Origin of the sequence: Roseibium porphyridii, assembly GCF_026191725.2 — a bacterium.
In the GTDB taxonomy this organism is placed as follows: Bacteria; Pseudomonadota; Alphaproteobacteria; order Rhizobiales; family Stappiaceae; genus Roseibium; species Roseibium porphyridii.
Window position 1 is genome coordinate 192750 of the sequence record NZ_CP120863.1, and the last position, 19543, is coordinate 212292.

Annotated in this window: 17 protein-coding genes; 11 read left to right on the forward strand and 6 right to left on the reverse strand. The window is 57.0% G+C overall.

The features are described 5' to 3' along the window. Positions 1-182 precede the first annotated feature (182 nt). The 5 genes from K1718_RS00915 (at position 183) to K1718_RS00935 (ending at position 5614) form a co-directional block, all read left to right on the forward strand. Complete coding sequence (locus K1718_RS00915) at positions 183-611, forward strand: YeeE/YedE family protein (protein WP_265680041.1); 429 nt, start codon at positions 183-185, stop codon at positions 609-611. 4 nt (positions 612-615) lie between these two features. Next, positions 616-1053 (forward strand): DUF6691 family protein, encoded by a 438-nt coding sequence (locus K1718_RS00920; protein ID WP_265680040.1) that lies wholly within the window; start codon positions 616-618, stop codon positions 1051-1053. 32 nt (positions 1054-1085) lie between these two features. Beyond that, positions 1086-1979: an MBL fold metallo-hydrolase gene (locus K1718_RS00925; protein ID WP_152498966.1), complete on the forward strand. Its 894-nt coding sequence runs from the start codon at positions 1086-1088 to the stop codon at positions 1977-1979. A gap of 104 nt (positions 1980-2083) precedes the next feature. Then, positions 2084-3754: a bifunctional protein tyrosine phosphatase family protein/NAD(P)/FAD-dependent oxidoreductase gene (locus tag K1718_RS00930; protein ID WP_265680039.1), complete on the forward strand. Its 1671-nt coding sequence runs from the start codon at positions 2084-2086 to the stop codon at positions 3752-3754. 75 nt (positions 3755-3829) lie between these two features. After that, positions 3830-5614 (forward strand): SulP family inorganic anion transporter, encoded by a 1785-nt coding sequence (locus K1718_RS00935; RefSeq protein WP_265680038.1) that lies wholly within the window; start codon positions 3830-3832, stop codon positions 5612-5614. A gap of 8 nt (positions 5615-5622) precedes the next feature. Here the strand turns inward: K1718_RS00935 and K1718_RS00940 are convergent, their stop codons facing one another. Then, complete coding sequence (locus K1718_RS00940; RefSeq protein ID WP_152498968.1) at positions 5623-6105, reverse strand: hypothetical protein; 483 nt, start codon at positions 6103-6105, stop codon at positions 5623-5625. Between the two features lie 169 nt (positions 6106-6274). Between K1718_RS00940 and K1718_RS00945 the strand changes: the two genes are divergently transcribed. From K1718_RS00945 to K1718_RS00955, 3 genes are all read left to right on the forward strand, one after another. After that, positions 6275-6784, forward strand: a complete 510-nt coding sequence (locus K1718_RS00945; protein ID WP_265680037.1) for an MmcB family DNA repair protein — start codon at positions 6275-6277, stop codon at positions 6782-6784. Between the two features lie 73 nt (positions 6785-6857). Beyond that, complete coding sequence (locus tag K1718_RS00950) at positions 6858-8411, forward strand: FAD-binding domain-containing protein (protein WP_265680036.1); 1554 nt, start codon at positions 6858-6860, stop codon at positions 8409-8411. 2 nt (positions 8412-8413) lie between these two features. After that, positions 8414-8578, forward strand: coding sequence for a DUF2256 domain-containing protein (locus tag K1718_RS00955; RefSeq protein ID WP_265682436.1), 165 nt, complete (start codon positions 8414-8416; stop codon positions 8576-8578). 24 nt (positions 8579-8602) lie between these two features. Here K1718_RS00955 and xylA read toward each other — a convergent pair whose 3' ends face one another. From xylA to xylF, 5 genes are all read right to left on the reverse strand, one after another. Next, the gene (xylA, locus tag K1718_RS00960; protein ID WP_265680035.1) at positions 8603-9922 is read right to left on the reverse strand and encodes a xylose isomerase; all 1320 of its coding nucleotides are present in this window, start codon (positions 9920-9922) and stop codon (positions 8603-8605) included. A 20-nt stretch (positions 9923-9942) separates the two neighbouring features. Continuing rightward, on the reverse strand, positions 9943-11394 hold the full coding sequence (gene xylB, locus K1718_RS00965) for a xylulokinase (RefSeq protein ID WP_265680034.1): 1452 nt from the start codon (positions 11392-11394) through the stop codon (positions 9943-9945). Positions 11395-11543: 149 nt separating this feature from the next. Next, complete coding sequence (locus K1718_RS00970) at positions 11544-12332, reverse strand: ATP-binding cassette domain-containing protein (protein WP_152498973.1); 789 nt, start codon at positions 12330-12332, stop codon at positions 11544-11546. 3 nt (positions 12333-12335) lie between these two features. Then, on the reverse strand, positions 12336-13625 hold the full coding sequence (locus K1718_RS00975) for a sugar ABC transporter permease (RefSeq protein WP_265680033.1): 1290 nt from the start codon (positions 13623-13625) through the stop codon (positions 12336-12338). 134 nt (positions 13626-13759) lie between these two features. Beyond that, complete coding sequence (gene xylF / locus K1718_RS00980; protein ID WP_152498975.1) at positions 13760-14791, reverse strand: D-xylose ABC transporter substrate-binding protein; 1032 nt, start codon at positions 14789-14791, stop codon at positions 13760-13762. 268 nt (positions 14792-15059) lie between these two features. On the opposite strand from xylF, the gene K1718_RS00985 reads away from it, so the two are divergent. The 3 genes from K1718_RS00985 to K1718_RS00995 are packed head-to-tail and all read left to right on the forward strand — an operon-like array spanning position 15060 to position 19407. Continuing rightward, a complete protein-coding gene (locus K1718_RS00985; RefSeq protein WP_265680032.1) occupies positions 15060-16322 on the forward strand; it encodes an ROK family transcriptional regulator in 1263 nt (420 codons plus the stop codon). Continuing rightward, positions 16319-17746, forward strand: a complete 1428-nt coding sequence (locus K1718_RS00990; protein WP_265680031.1) for a di-heme oxidoredictase family protein — start codon at positions 16319-16321, stop codon at positions 17744-17746. Before K1718_RS00985 ends, K1718_RS00990 begins: the two co-directional genes overlap by 4 nt. Further along, complete coding sequence (locus K1718_RS00995) at positions 17743-19407, forward strand: CRTAC1 family protein (RefSeq protein WP_265680030.1); 1665 nt, start codon at positions 17743-17745, stop codon at positions 19405-19407. Before K1718_RS00990 ends, K1718_RS00995 begins: the two co-directional genes overlap by 4 nt. The last annotated feature ends 136 nt before the right edge of the window (positions 19408-19543 follow it).

Here is a 19543-nt window from a genome sequence, read left to right on the forward strand (position 1 = left end):
TTGCGCCCCTTCCCCAGGTCGTCCATCAGCCGTTAAACAGCATTCACGGTAGGTTGCCGCAAAATCCTGCATCTCGCCAGATTGTTCTTTTTCGCCAGGTCCGCAGTTGGTTGATACCGAAAGCCCTTGCTACTTTCTTATTATATTCATATATTCGAACATATAGTAACAAAAGGCTCATCATGACCGAATTCACACCCCTACTCAGCTTCGGCGGCGGCGTCCTGATTGGTCTTGCCGCTGTTGCTCTTATGGCAGTTCACGGCCGAATTGCCGGCATCAATGGCATCGTCAGCGGTTTCCTGACAACGCAGCTCAACCAGGATTGGGCGTGGCGAGCGGCCTTTCTGGCGGGCATGGTTGCAAGCCCTCTGATCTTTCTTGGTCTCAGCGGTCAGCTTCCGGAAATCTCAATACCGTCCTCTCCGCTGCTTTTGGTCGTCGGCGGCTTTCTGACAGGTGTCGGCACAACATTCGGTTCCGGGTGCACCAGCGGGCACGGTGTGTGCGGAATGTCCAGGCTGTCCGGCCGTTCAATCGTTGCGACCATGACCTTCATGATGACAGCAGCAATCACCGTTTATCTGACCAGACACGTTTTCGGAGGCTGACGAAATGAGACTTCTCTTTGCATTCGCTTTCGGCCTCCTCTTCGGATGCGGCATTCTGATTTCCGGGATGGGCAACCCGGCCAAGGTTCTGAACTTCTTCGATGTCGCCGGAACCTGGGATCCGAGCCTTGCCTTCGTGATGGGGGGCGCCCTGCTTGTGACAGCTATCGGCTATCGGCTGATTTTCCGCATGCAACAACCGCTTCTGGCCCAGGCATTCGCGCTTCCAACAAACCAGGATCTGGACACCAGACTTGTCGGTGGCTCGGCAATTTTCGGAATTGGCTGGGGATTGAGCGGATTCTGCCCCGGCGGTCTGGTGCCGGTCCTGGGAATTGGACTGATGGAACCCTTGCTGACATTCGCTGCGATCATCGCAGGCATGCTGGCAGCAAGATGGGCAATCTCAACACGTTATCGATCAGACACGGCGCAAGCCTGATCCAGGCAGCACCAAGATATAGGGAGATGAAGATGAGCACATCGAATTACCCGGTCGACATGACCAGCAAACCGGAAGTCAAAGCTTTCTTTGACCCGGCCACAAATACGATCAGCTATGTGGTCAAGGACCCGGCCACCAATGCCTGCGCCGTTGTCGACAGCGTTATGGATATCGACTACGCGGCGGGGCGCATCACATACGATCATGCCGACGAGATCATCGCCTATATCCAGGAAAAAGACCTGAAACTGGAATGGTTGATCGAGACGCACGTACACGCGGATCATCTTTCAGCCGCTCCCTACATTCAGCAAAAGCTCGGCGGAAAGTTGGGTATCGGTGAAAAAATCACGGTGGTTCAGGAAACCTTCGGAAAGGTGTTCAACGAAGGCACCGAGTTCCAGCGTGACGGAAGCCAGTTCGACAAGCTGTTCAAGGACGGCGATACCTATCAGATCGGTGAACTTACTGCGTTCGTGATTTACACGCCCGGCCATACGCCCGCCTGCATGGTTCACGTCATGGGCGACGCGGCCTTTGTTGGCGACACGCTGTTCATGCCGGATGGTGGATCCGCTCGCGCTGACTTTCCCGGCGGCGATGCCGCAATGCTTTACGATTCCATTCAAAAGCTGCTGGCTCTGCCGGACGCGATGCGTTTGTTCATGTGTCACGACTACGGCCCGAATGGCCGGGACATCCAGTGGGAAACGACCGTTGGAGACGAAAAAGAACACAACATTCATGTCGGTGGCGGCAAGTCGAAATCCGAATTCGTCAAGTTCCGGACGGAACGCGACGCCGTATTGGACATGCCGAAGCTTATTATTCCCTCACTTCAGGTGAATATGCGTGCCGGACAGCTTCCCCCGTCGGAAGACAATGGCAAAACCTTCCTGAAGGTGCCCGTAAACGGTCTTTGAAAACCGGAAAAGAACAAAGTGCCAGCCTGCTTCCCCGGAACGTGGGGATGCGGGCTGATGTGAGCTGACGATTTTCAGTCGGTGCCGGCAGGAGGCGGCAATCCATGAACCCCATCAATGAACGTATTTCGGTAGCACCGCAAATCCGCCCGCAAGACCTGGCAGAAATCGCACAGCAGGGATTTCGATCCGTTATCTGTAACAGACCCGACGGGGAAGGCGCGGATCAACCGGTCTTTGAGGAAATCGAGGCCGCCGCGATGAAGCTCGGTCTCGAGGCACGTTATCTGCCTATTGTTGCGGGCAAGGTGCGAGACGAGGATGCGGACGACTTCGGCAAATTGATGGAGGAATTGCCAAAGCCGATTCTGGCCTATTGCCGCACGGGGACCCGCTCGGCAACACTTTGGTCCTTGTCGCAGGCTGAAACGCTGCCATTGGCCGATATTCTGGCCCAGACAAAGGCAGCCGGTTACGACATGGCGGGTGTTGTGCGTCGGATCGCCAATGGCGGACGGACGCCGACGGATGCAGTGGAAGATGCCAGGTTCGATGTCGTGGTTGTCGGCGGCGGAGCGGCGGGCATTTCGGTTGCTTCCAGCCTCCTCTCCAGAAAATCCGATCTGGACATCGCCATAATTGATCCGGCTGATGTGCACTATTACCAGCCCGGATGGACCATGGTCGGTGGCGGTATTTTTCACGCTTCCGATACGGCCCGGACCATGGGCTCACTCATTCCGAAAGGCGTGCACTGGATCAAGTCGGCGGTTGCCGCTTTCGAACCGAAAGACAATGCCATCCTTCTCGATGGTTGCCGCGTTGTGAAATACGGCCGCCTTGTGGTTTGCCCAGGACTCAAACTCGATTGGCACAAGGTCGAAGGGCTGGTCGACACGCTCGGCAAGAACGGTGTCACATCGAATTATCGCTACGACATGGCCCCTTACACCTGGCAACTGGTTCAAAAAATGAAGGAAGGCCGTGCCGTCTTCACACAGCCACCCATGCCGATCAAATGTGCCGGTGCGCCGCAAAAGGCGATGTATCTGTCAGCAGATCACTGGAACAAGTCAGGACGGCTCGGCAAGATCGATATTCAGTTCATGAATGCCGGTGGTGCACTGTTCGGGGTCAAAGACTACGTTCCCGCCTTGATGGAATACATAGAGCTTTACGGCGCTGACCTGAATTTCTTTCACAACCTGATTGCCATCGACGGACCCTCCAAGAAAGCTGTTTTCGAGGTCAAGGTCCCCGATGCGGTGCCCAGGCAGATTGATGTCGAGTTTGACATGATCCATGTGACCCCACCCCAAGTCGCACCGGATTTTGTCCGGGTATCACCTCTCGCCGACGCGGCAGGCTGGATTGACGTCGACCAGTCGACACTCAGGCACAAGACGTTTGAGAATATCTGGTCTCTGGGTGATGTCATGAATGCACCAAATGCCAAAACCGCTGCAGCTGCGCGCAAGCAGGCACCCGTTGTGGCGGAGAACATCGTTTCCGACATACAAGGCCATAGCGCCACGGCACAGTATGACGGTTATGGATCCTGTCCGCTAACGGTTGAGCGCGGCAAGATTGTACTTGCCGAGTTCGGTTATGGCGGAACGCTGTTGCCGAGCTTTCCGCGTTGGCTGGTGGACGGGACCAGGCCAACGCGGACTGCATGGCTCTTGAAAGAACGCATTTTGCCACCCGTCTATTGGCGCGCCATGTTGCGTGGCAAGGAATGGATGGCAAAACCTGAAAAGGTCAGTGCTGCCTGACCGCAGTCGAAGAGTTCTTTCCCAACCTCCTTCGAGCCGGATTTCCGGCTCGTTTTGCACTCGAAAAGGCACAAGATGATCCGGTTTCAGCGTTATTTGCCCATACTTGACTGGGGCAGCCGCTACGACAGGGAGACGGCGACCAGCGACTTGGTTGCCGCGGTGATCGTGACGATCATGCTGATCCCGCAGTCGTTGGCCTATGCGCTGCTCGCGGGACTTCCGCCGGAGGTCGGGCTCTACGCTTCCATTCTTCCTTTGGTCGCCTATGCAATTTTCGGCACCAGCCGGGCATTGGCCGTCGGCCCCGTTGCCGTCGTGTCGCTCATGACTGCTTCCGCGGTGGGTGAATTTGCTCAGCAGGGTACGCCGGAATATCTGGGCGCGGCTATCGTGCTGGCGTTTGTCTCGGGTCTGATGCTTGTGCTCATGGGGCTGTTTCGCCTCGGATTTCTGGCCAACCTCCTCAGTCACCCGGTCATCTCGGGCTTCATAACCGCCTCAGGCCTTCTGATTGCTTCCAGCCAGCTGAAACATCTTCTCGGTGTTCCAGCACATGGCCACACGTTATACGACATTGTTCTGTCGATTGTGTCTCACCTCAATGAGGTCAACTGGATCACTTTCGCCATCGGGTTCAGCGCGACTGGGTTTCTGTTCTGGGTCAGGAAAAGCCTGAAAAAGATGTTGCTCGGTATTGGGCTGAAGCCTTTTCTGGCCGACATCCTGACCAAGGCCGGGCCAGTGGCAGCGGTTGCTGCAACGACGATCCTATCTGCGGCGTTTGAATTGGGTGAGCGCGGTGTCAGGATTGTTGGCGATATTCCCTCCGGTTTGCCGGTACCGCAACTGCCATCCTTTGACAGCGACCTTTGGCTGGCCATGGCCGGGCCTGCGCTCCTGATTTCGGTCATCGGTTTCGTGGAGTCGGTTTCTGTCGCACAGACCCTTGCGGCCAAGAAACGCCAACGTATCGAACCGGATCAGGAACTGGTCGGCCTTGGTGCGTCCAACATTGCTTCAGCGGTCTCCGGCGGCTACCCGGTCACCGGCGGTTTCGCGCGCTCGGTGGTCAATTTCGATGCTGGTGCCGCAACACCTGCAGCCGGCGCATTCACGGCCGTCGGCATCGCGCTTGCGACGCTGTTTCTGACGCCGCTTTTGACCTTTCTGCCACAGGCCACGCTTGCAGCCACAATCATCGTCGCCGTTCTATCGCTTGTTGATTTTGGTGCCATTCGACGCACCTACGCCTATTCCAAGAGCGACTTCGCAGCCATGGCGGCCACCATCCTTGTCACTCTGTTTTTTGGTGTCGAACAGGGCGTGGTGACAGGCGTCGGCCTGTCGATAGCGCTTTATCTTTATCGTTCCAGCCGGCCCCACACTGCGATTGTCGGAATCGTTCCAGGCACCGAACACTTTCGCAATGTTGACCGACACAAGGTGATTACCGGAGACAGCGTTCTGACATTGCGGGTCGATGAAAGCCTCTTTTTCGCCAATTCACGGTATCTGGAGGATCGGGTCTATGCCCTTGTGGCAGAAAACCCGGATATCGATCATGTGGTTCTGATGTGTCCCGCAGTAAATGCCGTTGATGCCAGCGCGCTTGAAAGCCTTGAAGAAATCAACCTCAGGCTCTCGGATTCGGACGTCACGTTTCATCTGTCGGAAGTCAAAGGTCCGGTCATGGATCGATTGAAGCGCACCGATTTTCTGGATCACCTGACTGGTCAGGTGTTCTTGAGCCAATACGACGCCCTGTGCGCGCTCGATCCTTTGACGGCTCATATCGCGGAATCGCGCACGCCCAAGAAACCGGCTCGATCAGCCGTCTGGTCGGGACCCGAGATCTAGTTTCAGGGTCAGTTGCTTTTTTGAGACTGCAGGATCGGGATGATCTTACGGCAAAATCTGAAGTGAACAGGCACTTTTTCGCCTTCCTGTACGAGCAACCCATCCGTGCCACGTGGCTGGACGGTCACCAGCTCGATGGATTCACCACCATCGTTCAAAAGGCAGTTGATTGCGGCACGTTGTGTCATGCGACCGGCGCGCTCGGCCCCATAGACCTGGCAAATCCTGCCCGGCGTTTCCAGCAATCCCCGATAGATCACCAGGGCGGATCCCGGTTCGCTTCGGTCAACACGCGGCACAGGGCAATTTTCCAGTTCACGAACCCAGATCCCCTGGGCAAATTCAGCAAATCTCAAGTCAAGCGTCTTGCCCTGCAAAAGCGGGGCGGATTTGGGCACCTGGAAAAGACGATCTCCCTTGCCTGCATGCGCTGCAGACGAGAGGGCAGCAAACAGGCTCGCCAGAAAGACAACATTCAATAGTTTTCGCAAGCGCCAGTTCCCTCCCGGTTTGGCATATCCAATCGGTCGACACCTCCGTGTGTGTGCCGCCCGAAACGACTTCTAGGACACGCAATTTCTCACGTCAGGTCAACTCCATCGTTTGTGCAACTTCTCAATGACCCTTGAAAAAATCGAACAAACATGGAACAAAATTAGAATGAATAACGATATTGGGCAATCCCCAGGCAGGCTACAACTCGACGATCCATTGAAAGACGGGCGTCAGTCCGACACAGCGCTAAAGGTTTGGCGCGGGACGGCGCGTTTGCTCCGGCAGCTCAACTTCGCTTCGCTTGCAGAAGTCACGCTTGCCTCTTCCCGTCGCGCTGATCTGATTGCGCTCGGACCAAAACACGAAATATGGATTGTCGAAGTCAAATCCTCGATCGCCGACTTCCGAGCAGACAGCAAATGGCCAGACTATCGGGAGCACTGCGACCGTCTTTTTTTCGCAACTCATCCTGACGTCCCGCTGGACATTTTTCCGGATGAAGCGGGGCTGATTGTTTCCGACGGCTATGGCGCCGAAATCCTGCGCAATGCGCCTGAACACAAACTCGCTGCCGCGACGCGTAAATCAGTCACTCACAGATTTGCACGCCATGCTGCCAATCGCCTGCATTCCCTGTCGGACCCCGACGGCACTCAGATGCTCGACCGGATGTAGGGACACGCTCCGCAAATCCGAATGCAGTGCGCGGCGTAAAGATAACAAGGTCAATCGTCGGGTCTGCTCAACAGTGTCACCTTCAGTTCAAGTTGTCTGGTTCAAAAGAGATCTGCGAATACTGGATCATGAACCGCTAAAACGTGCTGCGCTGAGAGGCCAGGTCCTGCCGCTATATGTCGTTGAGCCTTCACTTTGGACCCAGCCGGATTTTTCCGCACGGCAGTATTCATTTCTACAGGAATGCCTTGAAGGCCTTAAGGAAGATCTTGCGTTGCAAGGCCAGCCGTTGATCGTTCGCGTTGGCGCCGTGACTGATGTTTTGAACCGACTTTTGCAACAGACATCAATCGCGGGTCTTTGGTCTCACGAGGAGACGGGAAACGGCTGGACCTATCAGAGGGATAAACAGGTTGCTGACTGGTGCCGCACAAACGGGATCGTCTGGACTGAATGTCGACAAACCGGTGTCATTCGCCGCCTTGAGTCCAGAGACGGATGGGCAAATCGCTGGGACACTTTCATGGCCGTCGAGCCTATTGAAACGCCCTGTCTCAAAACCTTGTCCGGCATTGATCCCGGACATGTGCCGACAGCAAGTGAGATAGGCCTTTCGCCAGACCCGTGCAAAGGACGACAAATTGGCGGTAGAAAGGCTGCTCTGGACACACTGGAGAGCTTCCTTTTCAAGCGCGGAAAACCCTATCGCGCTGCAATGGCGACACCGGTCAAGGCCTTTGATGCTTGCTCCCGCCTGTCCCCGCACCTTGCGTTCGGAACGCTTTCCATGCGTGAAGTCGCACAGGCAACATGGGATCGACAGCGCAACCTGAAGCACTCAAACGAACCTGGCAAAAGCACGTGGCAGGGTGCCATGCGCTCCTTTTCCGGACGCCTCCACTGGCATTGCCACTTCATGCAGAAACTGGAAGACGAGCCGCGTCTGGAATTTGACAACCTGCATCGCGCCTATGACGGACTGAGGTCAAGGGAGCCGGACCAGACACGTCTGAGGGCCTGGCAAACCGGTGAAACCGGCCTACCTTTTGTCGACGCATGCATGCGTGCGCTTCATCAAACCGGCTGGATGAATTTCCGCATGCGAGCCATGCTGATGGCAGTTGCCAGTTATCATCTTTGGCTTGACTGGAGAGCTCCGGGGCTCCATCTCGCCAGACTGTTTACAGACTACGAGCCGGGCATCCACTGGCCGCAAGTGCAGATGCAATCCGGGACGACCGGCATCAATACGATCAGGATCTACAATCCGGTGAAACAGGGACAAGATCAGGATCCCACCGGCGACTTTGTTCGACGCTGGGTGCCTGAACTGGCCCAAATTGACCCAGCCTTTGTTCATGAGCCCTGGAAAGCGGACAACGCATCCAAGGTGCTCGACAAAACATATCCGTTTCCTGTGGTTGATCACCTGAGCGCAGCAAAGGAAGCACGGGAAAAAGTCTGGGCCGTTCGCAAGGGCTATGCCTTTCGGGGAAAGGCCGCCGATATCCAATCGAAACATGGCAGTCGAAAAAGCGGCATTCCAATGCGCGGACAGAGTGCGCGCCGCCGCAACACCCGCCGGAAGGATCCGAGGCAATCGGACCTCTTTGGAGACGGTGCATGAAGATGCGCAGGAAAGGCGACCTGCCCGAAAAGCTATGCGCTTTCTGCGGTCGTCCGTTCTCGTGGCGCAGAAAATGGGTGAAGACGTGGGAAGACGTTCGATATTGTTCCGAACGTTGCCGCCGTCAGCGGTCGCCTGTTGAAGACTGCGCTGGCCGGACCGACTGACCAGCGCAGAAATGTGCCGTCCTCTTAGACAAACAGATTGGCGAGGCTTTCCAGATATTCCTGCTTGCCGGATTTCGGCTGAGGTTCCAGATCGCTGGTGTGCACCCTTTCAGCCAGAGTTTCAAGAGAAGAACCGCCCTTAAGTATTTCGGCGTTTTCCGGCTTTTGCCAACCGGCATAGCGGTCATCGACGAAGCCTTTCATCCGGCCGTCCTCGATCATTTCGGCTGCCGCCTTCAAGCCACGCGCAATTGCGTCTGCAGAGCCGACATGCGCCTGGATCAAATCAACCGGATCAAGCGACTGACGTCGCAGTTTGGCATCGAAATTCGTACCGCCGCTGGTAAACCCGCCGGCCAACAGGATTTCATAATAGGCCAGTGCCAGCTCAGGAACGTTCATGCCGAAATGATCGGTGTCCCAGCCACACTGATAATCGTTCCGGTTCATATCCACGGATCCGAAAATGCCGAGAGAACGCGCCATATGCAGTTCGTGTTCGAAGGAATGACCGGCCAGAATCGCATGGCCCTGTTCGATGTTCATCTTGACTTCGTTTTCCAGCCCATAGGCCTTCAGGAAGCCATAGACGGTCGCGACATCATAGTCGTACTGGTGTTTGGACGGTTCCTGAGGTTTTGGTTCAATCAGGATAGCGCCTTTGAAGCCGATCTTGTGTTTGTACTCGACCACCATGTTGAGGAACCGGCCGAGCTGATCAAGCTCTTGCTTGATGTTGGTGTTGAGCAGGGTTTCATAGCCCTCGCGCCCACCCCAAAGGACATAGTTGGCACCGTTGAGGCGTTGGGTTACGTCCATGGCGTTCTTCACCTGCGCCGCCGCGTAAGCGAAGACATCCGGGTCCGGGTTCGTGGCAGCGCCGCTCATGAACCTGCGGTTGGAGAACATGTTCGCCGTTCCCCACAACAGGCCGATGCCGGTATCGGCCATTTTCTTTTCAAAGATATCGGCAATCGCGTTTACGTTGGCATTGCTCTCGGCGAGCGTCTTGCCTTCAGGAGCGATATCCCGGTCATGGAATGTGAAGAACGGCATGCCCAGGATCTGGAACATCTCAAACGCAACATCAGCCTTCAGCCGGGCCTGATCCATCGGGTCGCCGCCGGCAGCCATCCAGGATCTCATGAAGGTTTCGCCGCCGAATGGATCGGACCCGGGCCAACAGAAATTGTGCCAGTAGCAAACCGCGAGGCGCAAATGGTCTTCCATGCGCTTGCCCAGAACAATTTCGTCCTTGTTGTAATGGCGGTATGTCAGCGGATCGCGGCTCGACGGACCGGCATATTGAATCGGCTGCAAATCGCCAAAAAACCCAGTGCTCATAATCTAATCTCCTTGGAATTTCAGAAACCGGACTGCTTCAGAGCCGGATAAAGCTTGCGCCAGCGCCCGTAGGCCTCAGCGTATGATTCTGTCAGCGCGGGTCGGGGCTCTATGCTGGCCTTGATGGATGGTTTTGAAAAAATACCCTCCGTCGTCCCAAGAGCAGCTGCTTGGCCAAGGCGTGCAGCCCCGAGCGATCCGCCAAAATCTCCGTCGACCGGAACGTCCACGGTCACGTTCAACAGGCTGGCAATGATTTCCAGCCAGGTGTCGGAGCGCGATCCACCGCCCACCGCCAGCAGCCGGTCGACACGCGTGCCAGCGACACTCAAGGCCTCAAGGCAATCCTTCAAAGCGAAGGCAACACCATCGAGCACTGCATGGGTCAGTTCTGCATCGCCGGTGTCATGCGAGATCCCGAAAAACCCCGCGCGGATGTCGACGTCATTGTGCGGCGTCCGCTCACCGCCCAAATAGGGCAGGAATGAAACCGCCGAAGGCGCCGACACTTTCGAAAGTTCACCGGTCAGTGCCGCTGGTGTCTTTTTCAAGACACCCGCCAGCCAATTCAGACTGTCGGTTGCCGACAGGATCACCCCCATCTGGTGCCACGTGTCCGGTACGGCGTGGCAAAACGCGTGAACTGCGCCTGCAACATTTGGTGAAAACCGGTCATTTGTAACGAAGAGAACGCCCGACGTCCCCAGCGATACAAAGGCCGACCCTGGTTCGACGGCCCCTACTCCACATGCGGAGGCTGCGTTGTCGCCACCACCGCCCGCGACGACAGGAGCTTTTTCAATACCCCAGCGGGCGCAAAGATCCGGCTTCAGCACGCCGGATGGTGATGAGCCTTCCACAAGCCGTGGCATGTGAGCGCGTGTCAGACCTGTTGCTGCAAGAAGGTCGTCGCTCCAATCCCGCTTTGCAACATCCAGCCAAAGCGTCCCTGCGCTGTCCGACATGTCCCCCGCGTATTCACCGGTCAGCCTGAACCGGACATAGTCTTTCGGCAGCAGCACTTTGGCGGTTCGTGCAAAGATCTCAGGTTCGTTTTCACGCACCCATTGAAGTTTCGGTGCGGTAAAGCCCGGCATGACCAGGTTGCCGCCAAGCGACAAAAATTTCGGCTCAGCGTCCTGCAGTTCTGCACACTGCTTGCTTGAACGGCCATCGTTCCAGAGGATGCAGGGCCTGAGCGGTTTGCCGGCGTCATCCAGCAAAGTTGCCCCGTGCATATGACCGGAAAGGCCGATGCCCTTCACTGCAGCCAGCGCCCCTGGAGCTTCAGCCTTCAAAGCATCAAGAACGTTTTCACACGCTGTCCACCAGCTGTCCGGGTCCTGCTCCGACCAACCGGGATGCGGACGCCCAACGGTCAGGTCCGACGTTGCCGAGGCAACCAGAGACTGGTCCTCATCAAGAAGAATGGCTTTGACCGAGCTTGTGCCGATATCGAGACCGATATACATGAGGTGCGTTCCTCAAACTGCATCAAAAAGAAGGCCGAATCCCCGGACCGGGTATCGGCACGACGTATCTCGCGCCTGGCCGACCGGAGTGACCGGCGCATGCGCGAAGACCATGGACCCGCGACACAATGATCGCGGGTCCTGTTGGTTTATCCGACCACCGTGTCATCGACAAGGGCACCAGGGCCCGGTGTCGCGCCGGAGGGGCATTTGCCGAGGATGATCATGCCAAGCACGTCGTCATCGGTGACATCCGTCGTTTTGGCTGTCCCGACCAGTTGGCCGTTTTTCATGACGGCAATCCGGTCACACAGCTGAAAGACATCATGAATGTCGTGGCTGATCAGGAAGATGCCCAGACCCTGCTTCTTCAGTTCCTGGATCAACTCCGCAACCATTTGCGTTTCATGAACACCGAGCGCTGCCGTCGGTTCGTCCATGATCAGGATCTTGGCGTTGAAGTAGACCGCACGGGCAATTGCCACAGACTGACGCTGACCGCCAGAAAGAGCCTTCACCGGCGCATGGAACTTTTTGAAATTCGGGTTGAGACGCCCCATGATCTTGCGGGTTTCGGCTTCCATCGCATCGTCATCGACAAAGCCGAGCGGCGATGTCAGTTCACGGCCGAGGAACATGTTCGACGCTGCATCGAGATTGTCCGCCAAAGCCAGCGTCTGGTAGATGGTCTCGATGTTTTGCGCGCGCGCGTCCCGCGGCGAATGAATATGAACTTCCTTGCCATTGATGCGGATCTCGCCGCTGTCGGACTTGTAAGCACCCGACAGCATCTTGATCAGTGTGGACTTGCCGGCGCCGTTGTGGCCCAGAAGACCAACGACTTCGCCCGGGTAAAGATCGACAGACACATGGTCCACAGCGCGCACACCGCCAAAGGAGATGCACATGTCTTTCAGTTCTACGAGAGGTGCGTCCATTGATCAGTCCCCCGTGCGCTTGCGATAGATGATGTCGACCAGAACCGCGAGAACCAGGACGGTTCCGACCACGATGTTCTGAAGCGGTGCATCGACGCCGACCATGGCCATTCCAGATTGCAATGATTGCATGATCAATGCCCCCAGGATCGCGCCGTAGATCGTCCCGACACCACCCGCCAGCGCGGTTCCACCAATTACGGCTGCTGCAATGACACGAAGCTCATCGAGCGTGCCGATATCGTTGGTCGAAAAGCCGAGGCGTGCTGCTGCAACCGCACCTGCCAGAGCAGCAAGACCGCCCATAAGTGCGAAGACCTTGACTGTCAGGAACCGGGTGTTGATGCCCGACAACTCGGCTGCATCCGGGTTTCCACCCGTTGCAAAGATATAGCGTCCGAGCCGGGTTCGACGCGCAACGATGGTCATCACCACCGCAACCACGATCAAAAGCAGCACCGAATAGGGGATGCCGTAGCCCATTGTGAGCCCTTCAGGGAGGGTCTCGCCATTGGCTTCGAAGATCCGCTTCAGGCGCGCCTTTGGAATGTCGTAGGAATTCAGGATCCAGACGAACCCGAGGATCGCAATCGTTGTGATCGCCCCCATCGTGGCTTCGGCCCATGCGGGCTTCACCGGAAATCCGTGCGCGGACTTGCGGCGCCTGGATGCCACCTGCAGCCAAATTGCAGCAGCAACGGCCAACAGTCCGAAGATCCACGATGCGGTTTCGCCCATCGTGCCGCCGATGCCGCCGATCATCGTGAAGGTTTCATCGAGCGGACCGATTGTCTGGCCGGAGGTGATGAACCATGCCACATTTCGCCAGACCAGAAGGCCGCCGAGCGTGACGATGAAAGCCGGGATGCCCAGATAACCGATCATCCATCCCTGAAAGGCACCGATGGTGGCACCGACGACCACGCCGATCAGGATCGCCAGGATCCAGATACCTGGATGACCCAGCCCGAGGATTGGCGGCAGGATGTCTGTCTGCACGACCGCCATGACCGCCGCGACGGTTGCAAGCAGGGAGCCGACGGACAAATCGATGTGTCGGGTGACGATGACGAACACCATGCCGGTTGCCATGATGGCCACGGATACGGTCTGGATCGTCAGGTTGAAGATGTTACGCGGTGTAAGAAACCGGCCGTCCGTGAACACATTGAACGCTAAACAAAGGACAATGAACGCGCCGATCATGCCAAGCAGCCGAGTATCGAGCTGCAACGCGGCAAAGATGTTTCGTGCTGTCGGGCCTTTGGACCCCGACAGTGCAGTGTCGGACATAGAGGTTACTCCTGCTTGGAGCCCATTACGCTTTCGCATCGGGTGGCCCATCCCGTGGAATGCTCTGTTTCAAGCGATCCCTGTGAAGAGGCCCCGGTTAGTTTAACCGGGGCCGCGCGTTTGGCGTACTGTTATTAGTTACAAGGTGCCGGGCCACCGGAAACGCCCTGGCAGAGGTCGTCCTTGGTGATCCAGCCTGCATCTACAACAGCGCTCAAGTTGTCCTTGGTGATCGGCAGCGGAGCCAGGAATTTGGCTGTCAGCTCGGAACCGGACGGAGACGACCAAGCGGCAGCACCGTCAACACCGCTCATTTCGGTGCCGTTTGCGAGCGACACTGCGATTTCACCGGCAGCCTTGCCGAGCTCACGAGCGTCTTTCCAAACGGAAACCGTTTGAGTGCCCTTGGCAACACGGTTCAGTGCAGCGTGGTCGCCGTCCTGACCGGAGACCGGGATGCCTTCCATGCCCTGAGCTGTCAGAGCTGCGACAACACCACCTGCGGTGCCGTCATTGGAAGCAACAACGGCGTCAACCTTGTTGTCGTTTGCCGTTAGGATCTGTTCCATGTTCCGCTGAGCATTCGCCGGAAGCCAACCGTCGGTGTAGGCCTCGCCAACGATCTTCACGTCGCCGGAGTCGATAGCTGCCTGCAGAACTTCCTGCTGACCACCGCGGAGGAAGTCTGCATTCGGGTCAGTCGGGGAGCCCTTGATCATGACGTAGTTGCCTTTCGGCGCAGCAGCCAGAACTTCAGCAGCCTGCATACGGCCAACTTCGACGTTGTCGAAAGTCAGATAAAAAGCGCGCGGGTCGTCGATCAGGCGGTCATAGCCCACGACCGGGATACCTTCGTCAGCTGCAGCCTGAACAGCCGGGCCGATCGCCTGCGCATCCTGAGCCAGGATGATCAGTGCGGTCGCGCCCTGAGCAATCAGGGCTTCAACGTCAGACAGCTGCTTTGCGGAAGAGCTCTGCGCATCGGCGGAGATGTATTTCGCGCCAGCAGCATCCAAAGCGCCCTTGATGGCTGCTTCGTCTGTTTTCCAGCGCTCTTCCTGGAAGTTGGACCAGCTCACGCCGACAACAACGTCGTCTGCATTGGCGGCAGTCAGAGCGGTCGCGGACAGCAGAGCGCCCGCCAGCAAAGTGGTGATTTTACGCATCGCGATGTTTCCTCCAGTTGGCACGGCCCACGTCGGTCGGCCACGCCTAAAATGCGTCAATGTCGCTAACGCCGATTGTGGCGTCTTCATTTAGGACAACCTTGTTGTTATTTTTTTTGGTGTCCGAAAAAAAGTTGCAGTAAAGCGCCGCTCCTGTCAACATGGTTTTGCAAAACTCTGCTCCGAGAGATCAAAAAATGACGCATGAGGGCAGAAAAACCGGGAGAAACCCGGGCAGAGGAAACACCTTGGGAAGAGCTGAGCGAGCATGACACGCAAGGCGGACCGGGATCAGATCCGGCGGCAAAATCGTAGTATTGTACTTCAGGCCCTGCGCCGGAACGGTCCCATGGCACGGATCGATCTCGGCCATATGACACGCCTCAGTCCGGCGACTGTCACGGCCATTACCTCTGACTTGCTGGACCAGGGATTGATCCTCAGTCTGGAAAGTGAGGAGCCCAAAACACATCAGGCGCGTGGCCGTCCACGCACCTTGCTGAAACTCAATCCCGATGCGGTTTACACCGTAGGCGTGCGCTTGTCGGTGAACCATATCGACATGTCTCTGGTCAATTTTGCCGGAGAAGTCACGCAAGACAAACGTGCCTATTTCGACAGTGAGACCGCAGACGCGCAGAGTTTCCCCAAGACGCTTGTGGATGCCATCAGAGATTTTCTGCAGGAGGCCGGTGTCGGCCCGTCGCGTGTCAGGGAAATCGGAGTTGCCGCCCAAGGGGTTGTGGAAACAGAAAGCGGAATTGTGTCGTGGAGCCCTGCATTCGCGGGTAGAAAAATCCCCGTGGTCGACCCCCTGCGCACAGCCTTTGGTGCCGACTGCTACATCTCCAACGACACCAACATGATCACCGAAGCGCTCCACTGGTCCGATCCCAACCGCTATAGCGGCACATTTGCGGTGATCATGCTGGACTACGGTGTCGGAATGGGGCTCTACCTCAACAATCAGCTGTTTTCCGGCGCAAGCGGCACCGCGGCCGAATTCGGCCACGCCAACCACATTCCGGGCGGTGCTCTTTGCCGGTGCGGCAAAAGGGGATGCCTTGAGGCCTACCTTTCCGACTATGCGCTGGTTCGCGCAGCGTCCCACATGCCGGAAACCACCGATCCGATCACCATTGATGCAGGCGTCAGTGGTCTTGCAAGGCTGATAGAGCTCGCAAGTTCTGGAGACGACGACGCCCGCACAGCCTTTCATGAGGCTGGCCGCGTTCTGGGTTACGGTCTTGCCCGGGTGATTGCCATGATCGATCCGAAACGGGTGGTTCTGACCGGTGCGGCAATGCGTGCGTTTTCATTCATGGAAAAGGGCATGTGGGAAGGGCTCGAGGAAGCACTTGTGGCCGATCTGAGGAACAACTTTTCGCTCGACGTCATGCCCTGGAATGAAGATTTTATCCGCAGTGGCCTTATCGCTCAGTCCATGGAACGGCTCGACAAGGACTTTCTGGGGACAGATTCGCTGCCAGGAGAGCGTGCGGCAAGTTCTGGGAAGAAGGTGTCCGCATGACGTACGCCAAAAAGCTCACACTACCGGCAACCGTTCTGACGACCATGATGGCCAGCACTGCGGTCGCGGACCCCGATGTTCTGCCGTGGAGCGAAAGGGCAATTCAGGAGGATGTCGATATCGATGCACTGGCCGCATCCGGTCGGGATCCTCTTGAGATACTGCTGCCCCTGGGTGAAAGCCTGTTTTCCGCCAAATTCACCACGCTTGACGGCGCAGGACGCCCGGACGCCACCGGCGCGATTGTTCCAACCAAGGTGCGCAGGCGCTCGCATTTGGCGTTTCAGCGTTTGGCTGGGCCCGACGCCAATGCCTGTGCCTCCTGCCACAATGAGCCGGTGACGGGCGGTGCCGGGTCATTTACCGCAAATGTCTTTGTATCGGAGGGCTTTGAAAGCGCTGACTTCGATACGATCGACCCGCAGTTTTCCAACGAACGCAACACCAATGCGTTGCAGGGTGCGGGACTGATTGAGCTGCTTGCGCGTGAAATGACCGCAGAATTGCGGGCTCAAAGAAAGTCTGTTCTGGCAGAGGCCCGCAAAAGCGGGCAAGCCGAGGAGATCGACCTTGTATCCAAGGGCGTCACCTTCGGCACGTTGACCGCATTTCCTGACGGCACACTGGATGTTTCCGGCCTTGAAGGCATCGACGATGATCTGACCCTTCGGCCCTTCAGCCAGAAGGGGGTATTCTCGTCTCTCCGGCAGTTTACGGTGAACGCCATGAACGCTCACCACGGGATACAGCCAAGTGAGCGTTTCGGTAGCACCTGGACGGGCACGGACGATCACGACCTGGACGGCTTTGCTGACGAAATGTCGCCTGGACAGATATCAGCCCTGGTTGCTTTCCAGGCAACGCTGCCAGCACCAACTCGCAAGGAAAACCTGCCGGATGTCTGGCAAGAGGCAGCCGACAAAGGTGAAAAGGTCTTTGCAGATATCGGATGTGCCTCCTGCCATATTCCCGCTTTACCGCTCGATAGCCTTGTATTTCATGATCCGGGACCAATCGATACTGCCGGGACACTGAGACAAAGCGATATGGCGACGCCGCTTGCGCTTGATCTGGCCACTCTGGACTGGGTTCAGGCGTTGCCAAGGGATGAAAACGGTCGTGTTCTGGTGCCACTTTACGGCGATTTGAAACGTCATAAGATCGCGGACGCGGCCAACGACACGTTTGGCAACGAACTTCTTGCGCAGCGTTTCGTTGCGCGGGATGTCTTCATTACCGCCGAACTTTGGGGCATAGGCAGCACGGCACCATATGGACACCGCGGTGATCTGACGACGCTGAACGAAGTGATCCGCGCCCATGGCGGCGAGGCCACAGAAAGCCGGAAGAGCTATGAGACCCTTGAGGAGGCCGAGCGGCAGGCTGTAATTGCATTCCTGCGCAGTCTGGAGATCGCCGAATGACCCGATTGAGCCTTTCTCTTGCGCTCTGCGCTCTGGCAAACGCGGCTTCCGGATCATTCATCGGAGCTGGCGCAGAAGAACGCCCATCATCTCTTGCGCCCGTTCCAGTCTTTTCAGAAGAAGCACAGTCGGCCGGTATCGACCACACCTATGACGGCGCGTGGGAGTTTTTTGTCGGTGGCGGCACGGCCATTTTCGACTGCAACGGTGACCGTAGCCCTGATCTATTTATCGCCGGGGGCAAAAATCCAGCTGCACTGTTTCGAAATGAAAGTCAGACCGCCGGAGCCTTGAAGTTTGTTCCGGTTAAAAGCGGCTTGACCGCCAAGCAGGCGAGCAAAGTGCTCGGTGCCTATCCGCTCGATTTCAACAATGACGACACTTTGGACCTTGTCCTGCTTCGACTTGGTGAAAACCTGCTCCTGGAGGGCAAGGGCGACTGCCGGTTCGAGGTTGCAAACAGGGCCCTTGGTTTTGACGGTGGGCGCGAATGGACAACTGCCTTCTCGGCCACCTACGAAGCAGAACAGGACTTTCCAACTCTTGCTTTTGGCAACTATGTGGATCGGTCTGCTCCGGGGTCGCCCTGGGGAACCTGCCACGACAACTTTCTCTTTCGACCGGAAAGCGCAGCTGATGGCAGCGTGAAATACTCTGAGGCCAATCGCCTTTCGCCCGGCTTCTGCACACTTTCAATTCTCTTTACCGACTGGAACCGATCCGGCGAACCCGCGTTGAGAATATCGAACGACCGACACTATTACCGAGGCGGTGAAGAGCAGCTCTGGTCGGTGCCTCCCGGACGGCCTCCACGGCCGTTCCGGCGGGCAGACGGATGGCAGCATCTGAAAATCTGGGGCATGGGCATTGCGTCCATCGACCTGGACGTAGATGGGTTCCCGGAATATGCCCTGACAAGCATGGGTGACACCAAGCTGCAGAAACTCGATGGCGAAGACGACGAAACCGTTCCCGTTTACCAGGATATCGCCTTCGACCTTGGGGTGACTGCCCACAGGCCCTATGCGGGAGACGACCTGAAACCATCTACCGGTTGGCATTCGGAGTTTCAGGACGTCAACAATGACGGGCTCTGGGATCTTTACATTGCCAAGGGCAACGTCGAGGCCATGCCTGACTTCGCTGCCTATGACCCGGACAATCTGCTGATTGGCCAATGGGACGGCAAATTCACCGAGGTCGGCGATCAAGCGGGCATCGGCCTTGACCGAAGAGGCCGCGGGGCAGGCCTGGCCGATTTCAATTCCGACGGCTTGCTCGACCTGATTGTCGTGAACCGTGCGGCACCCGTTAGCTTGTTCCGCAATCTGGGTCAGGGCTCAGTCGACACTCCCAAGCCGCTTGGAAACTGGCTCGCCGTCGACATTCGGCAGCCCGGGCAGCCGAACGCAAGGGCCGTTGGTGCCAAGATCAGTGTCAAGACCGGCAACCGGACTGTGGTCAAAGATATACAGATCGGGGCAGGTCATGCATCTGGCCAGATGGGCTTTGTACATTTTGGGCTTGGTGTTGCAGAACGCGCCAATGTCCGGATCAAATGGCCGGATGGTGATTGGAGCCACGGTTATCGGGTCTTCGCCAACGGGCACGTCATCATCGAGCGTGGCGCCGAGAAGGCCAAGTTATGGTATCCGGAATAGACCTTTTGACGTGCTTTGAGATCTTCCGCTTTCCCGTTTGGCATTGGCGCTAGCGTCATCTGGGGGCAGTTATCCCCGCAAACCAGAGCGAACCAAAGGTATTCGACTTATCCAACCTTTAGGCGAGACTGCCACA